This window comes from Bradyrhizobium sp., from assembly GCF_049798375.1.
Taxonomy (GTDB): domain Bacteria; phylum Pseudomonadota; class Alphaproteobacteria; order Rhizobiales; family Xanthobacteraceae; genus Bradyrhizobium.
Genome location: NZ_JBARGP010000672.1, coordinates 1 through 1,766, shown reverse-complemented (window position 1 = coordinate 1,766; position 1,766 = coordinate 1). Strand labels below are relative to the sequence as shown.

2 protein-coding genes and 2 pseudogenes are annotated in these 1,766 nt (G+C 60.2%); all 4 read right to left on the bottom strand.

The genetic code is table 11. The features are described from left to right. Positions 1-377 (bottom strand): annotated as a pseudogene (locus tag WA702_RS26245) (DNA polymerase IV); the annotation flags it as partial. Next, positions 328-639, bottom strand: a pseudogene (locus tag WA702_RS26240) (IS66 family transposase); the annotation flags it as partial. The pseudogenes WA702_RS26245 and WA702_RS26240, both read right to left, overlap by 50 nt. Positions 640-740: 101 nt before the next feature. Then, on the bottom strand, positions 741-1,088 hold the full coding sequence (gene tnpB / locus WA702_RS26235) for an IS66 family insertion sequence element accessory protein TnpB (protein WP_425113454.1): 348 nt from the start codon (positions 1,086-1,088) through the stop codon (positions 741-743). Further along, the gene (gene tnpA / locus WA702_RS26230; RefSeq protein ID WP_425113455.1) at positions 1,085-1,504 is read right to left on the bottom strand and encodes an IS66-like element accessory protein TnpA; all 420 of its coding nucleotides are present in this window, start codon (positions 1,502-1,504) and stop codon (positions 1,085-1,087) included. Before tnpA ends, tnpB begins: the two co-directional genes overlap by 4 nt. Positions 1,505-1,766 lie beyond the last annotated feature (262 nt).

Here is a 1,766-nt window from a genome sequence, read left to right as displayed (position 1 = left end):
AGGAATTTGTTGTAGGAGATGCCGGCGGAGGCGTTGAGCCCGGTCGCCTCCATGATCTTCGCACGGATCGCGAGCGCGACGTCCCGCGCCAATGGGAGATTCTGAAGGTTCTCGGTAACGTCGAGATAGGCCTCGTCGAGCGACAACGGTTCGATTATCGGCGTGTGCTCCTCGAAGATCTCGCGGATCTGCTGCGAGACAGCCTTGTAGACCTCGAAGCGCGGCTTGACGAAGATCAGGTCCGGACATTGCCTTCTGGCCGTCACCGACGGCATCGCCGAGCGCACGCCGAACTTTCGGGCTTCGTAGCTCGCCGCCGCGACGACACCGCGCTCGCGGGATCCGCCGACGGCGACCGGCTTGCCGCGAAGCTCCGGAGGCTACCTTCGTCGTCTTGGCCGCGGCCATTTCGGCAGCAAGTTCGTCCTCAGTCGCTGAAGCCTCGAGCTCCTCCAGTGTCAGTTCGAGCTGATCCAGCAGCCTTGCTGTCCGCTCCGAGCGAGGGCCATGACGATCACGGTTCAGCTTTTTGATCTGCAGCTTCAGGTGAGCGATTAGCGCATGGTCGTCGGACTGCTGGGCGCGAACGCTGGCAAGTTCGGCGCGCGTCGCCAGCAACGCCGCTTGCAGCGCCTCAATGTCTTCCGGTAGCTTCTCGGGACCGTCACCATGCACCGAAGGAATCACAAAAGTCGCGATTTGGCGCGCGCTTTTTCAATCTCACGGGATTATTGCGCAACCTATCCTGCGCTCTGCGGCCGCCAGCTGTGTTGGGGGTTGCGCCAGTCGATCGCCTCCAGCAAATAGCCCATCTGAGCTGCGGTCAGCGACACCACGCCATCCACCGTCGCCGGCCAGATGAAGCGGCCACGGTCCAGTCGCTTCGCGGAGAGCGACAGCCCGACCCCGTCGTGCCAAAGGGCTTTGATCAGGGTGCCAGCACGACCACGGAACACAAAGACGTCGCCGGCAAAAGGATCTCGTCCCAGCCCCTCCTGCACCAGCAATGCCAGACCCTGCATGCCTTTGCGCATGTCCGTGTGACCGGTTGCGATCCAGATCCTCGCACCTGCTGCGATCGGGATCATCGCCGCTCCAGCAGATCCAACACGCGAGACAACGCGGTCATATCAACGCCGGCGTCCACGATCACGCGACAGGCCTTGCCGACGACAATCTCCATACGTCCACTCGCTGGCTTCGCCAAAGCTGCCGGCGGTGCCGGCGGTTGGTCCGGCATCACCGTCGCCGGCACAAAAGTGGGCTGAAGTTGTTCATTATCGCTCGTTCGCGTCCCGAACGATCGTCGCCAAGTCAACAGAAGCGAGCGCGAGATACCGTATCGCCGTGCCGTCGACGAGACCGCGCGCGGTGCCTGCAAACTCTCCAGGACGATTTTGAGCTTCTCATCATCGGTCCAGCGACGGCGACGGCCAGTCTCAACAACTTCGAACCGTTCAATCTGAGCACTGAACTTATTGCTGCCATAAGGGCTGTTACACATCACTCGCATTAACTCGACAAGACGGCCCTCACCGGCTTTCAATTACCCATAACGTTGACCATTCGAACTGATCCGCTGATCGGCGAAATCTTGAATCGAAAGAATCACTTGTGATTCCTTTCTGAGCACCTGATCCGCGAGGGGGTGCTCTATGGGGCTGACATTAAGGGATCGATCGGCAAAAGGCTGTTCGCGGTCCTTGGAAGGTGAATGTTGGATTGATCAAGAGAGTAGTGGATGCGACTTTAGGGACGCGCGGCTC

What these genes read in the sequence shown, in the direction of transcription:
- tnpB (WP_425113454.1), bottom strand. Translation starts at nt 1,088, where the DNA reads ATGATCCCGATCGCAGCAGGTGCGAGGATCTGGATCGCAACCGGTCAC.
- tnpA (WP_425113455.1), bottom strand. Translation starts at nt 1,504, where the DNA reads ATGTGTAACAGCCCTTATGGCAGCAATAAGTTCAGTGCTCAGATTGAA.